3 protein-coding genes are annotated in these 2,241 nt (G+C 34.3%); all 3 read right to left on the minus strand.

Going from position 1 to position 2,241, the window contains the following annotated elements:
• Positions 1 to 8: 8 nt before the first annotated feature.
• From H5186_RS22355 to H5186_RS22365, 3 genes are read right to left on the minus strand one after another with little or no spacing between them, the layout of a single operon-like run.
• Entirely contained in the window at positions 9 to 1,076 is a 1,068-nt protein-coding gene (locus H5186_RS22355; protein WP_182762766.1) for a hypothetical protein, read from the minus strand.
• Positions 1,069 to 1,230: a hypothetical protein gene (locus H5186_RS22360; protein ID WP_182795027.1), complete on the minus strand. Its 162-nt coding sequence runs from the start codon at positions 1,228 to 1,230 to the stop codon at positions 1,069 to 1,071. The genes H5186_RS22355 and H5186_RS22360 overlap by 8 nt, the downstream gene beginning before the upstream one ends.
• Before the next feature lie 29 nt (positions 1,231 to 1,259).
• Complete coding sequence (locus H5186_RS22365) at positions 1,260 to 1,718, minus strand: hypothetical protein (protein ID WP_182762842.1); 459 nt, start codon at positions 1,716 to 1,718, stop codon at positions 1,260 to 1,262.
• Positions 1,719 to 2,241: the final 523 nt, after the last annotated feature.

Here is a 2,241-nt window from a genome sequence, read left to right on the forward strand (position 1 = left end):
TTGTTTAACTACAAATCAATCATTAAAAATGAAGTGAATTTTTGCCACAACGTTTTGCCAAATTTAATCTCGCTTTCAGCTTTTATATTATCCGCATATTTCCATGGGAATTTAAATATATCCGGCGGTGTTAGCTTTCTGATAGGTTTACCCGTCAATAAGTTATTGAGCTGTTCTTCATCATTAAATTCTTTTCTAAGTTCATCATCCGCTTTAGACATTTCTTTTAAAAATGACTTATCAACCCGATACCAAAAGTACTTAGGGCGGCCATTCGCTTTATCAAATTCAGCGGTGGTTTTATCAAACTCACGGTAATATTCAAATTGCGGAATATCAGCTAAAGGTTGAGTAACATCCATAAAGTTTTGTAATAATTCCCAATGTACAAATGCAGAGCTAATTAAATTAGCACCTGTCCACGCATAAAAAACGTCTTTTTTAAAATGTAATAGTGTAAATCCCCTAAATGGAAAGCCGCTTTGAGGGTTGTTCTGGACTTTATAGTGAGCATTAAACTCTTCAAATGGAAGTTTATTAATTACTTCGGTACTGTCATTTTGAGATAGCCAGACAAGGCCCGTAGTTCTCTCAAAATTCATTCTTGAATGCATAACTATTTTTCTTATTAACGTCCAGATAGTTAAGTTAAATAATTTAGATCCTCCCCATATAAATAAAAGTACAATTAATACATCTTTTGCCTCTTCTGGATCTCCAAATAGAAATAAAAAAAGAGGTAAACAAAATATAAAAAGTAGAAGAGTTAAATGCGCACAAAACCAAAAAAATAATAGTACGTCAATTACTTTTTTTCCTAATGTAGATAGACTTAAAATATGCGGATCACTACCAAGAACATTTCTATAATGTTCAGCTTTACCTGATAAATTATATTTATAATCGGAGTTTTGAGAACTGTCAAAACAGTGTCCAAAAACATTTCCTCTTGGGTATATTGCTTGCTTACTTTGATAACGGCAATACATAGAGTCACGCTCATCAGTCGCTATTTCATCTCTAAATTTTGCATATTGCTTACCTCTATAAGCGGTTTCAGCATACTGCTCATGCATATTCTATTTCCTTTATTATCCATGCTTTATCTGGTTGCTCACCTTTATCCCAGTTATTACGCTCATCAATATCCACATAGGGCAAGGTCACATTTTTATCTAGGCGGTACTGTACTTTTACTTTCCAATCAACTTCGAAATGTTTCGGCCACATAGATAAAGCTGGGATAGCATAGACCTAAATTAACTAACGTTGTTAAGCTGAAAAATAAAGTCATCAATTTGCTGGTTATTTTTAGCAATAATAAACTTACCCTTATCGTACATCCTTAGTTCATAACAATTTAAGTCTAGTTTTTCTCCTTTATAAATCACCTCAACATTATTCATAAAGTACACTTTCCAATACGACTTATTGATAGTAACTAACTGTGTGCAACCATAAGTCAATAAAAAGCCAACCGTCGCAATTGGGCCTGAGTATAGTTGCCAAAATTGAGTCAACGACATATCTCCTTGAATATAGAGATAATCAGGCCCTGTTAGTGACGTAAAAATTGCAGATAGTGTCAATAATGCAAAAGCAGCTGCTATGACAGTCCATATAGCCACATTCAAACTGGCGTTGAAGTGTGTCTTATAATTAGCCGTAAAGTTTACAACCGTGAATTTGCTTGGGATACTTTTGATTGTTGCGTTCATTTTTTCGTCCTTGTTCATGATTTCCCTCTTAATAATATTAAAATAGGGTATTTACGGCATACCGCAGGTTAGTTGCATAAATAACCGTTTGGCTTTGTATTCCGATTTAACGTTTCTTTTCTTTCAGGTTCAGAGATCAAGCGTTGCCTGTAATCAGGTATAAAATACTCACCACTTCACCAAGGGTTTCTCGTGGTATTTGGGTCGGCAAATTACAGCTAGAAAAGCGGCGTCACCTGATGCTTTATCAGGAAAAATAACAATACCGCTATCTACATAAGCTGCAAACTAAACCTAAAACAATTAAATGCATCACTTTAGGTTCAATTTTTTAAATTTTTAAAGAGCGATTTAGCTTTTAATTACCACACTTCCTGACGGTTAACTTGGCAATCTGTTGGGTCTAAATAGGGTTTTAACTCCTCAGGAAATCCGTGTTTTTCTGTTATATCTTTATCTATTTTGAAGTAGTGCTCTATTGATTGATATAAGTGTGTCCCAAGCGGGATTGATGTATCCATAA

Source organism: Pseudoalteromonas sp. SG41-2 (assembly GCF_014164535.1).
Taxonomy (GTDB): Bacteria; Pseudomonadota; Gammaproteobacteria; order Enterobacterales; family Alteromonadaceae; genus Pseudoalteromonas; species Pseudoalteromonas rhizosphaerae.

Bases quoted from the DNA above. Each gene is read 5' to 3' on its own strand.
- H5186_RS22365 (WP_182762842.1), bottom strand. From the start codon at position 1,718: ATGAACGCAACAATCAAAAGTATCCCAAGCAAATTCACGGTTGTAAAC.
- H5186_RS22360 (WP_182795027.1), bottom strand. From the start codon at position 1,230: ATGTGGCCGAAACATTTCGAAGTTGATTGGAAAGTAAAAGTACAGTAC.
- H5186_RS22355 (WP_182762766.1), bottom strand. From the start codon at position 1,076: ATGCATGAGCAGTATGCTGAAACCGCTTATAGAGGTAAGCAATATGCA.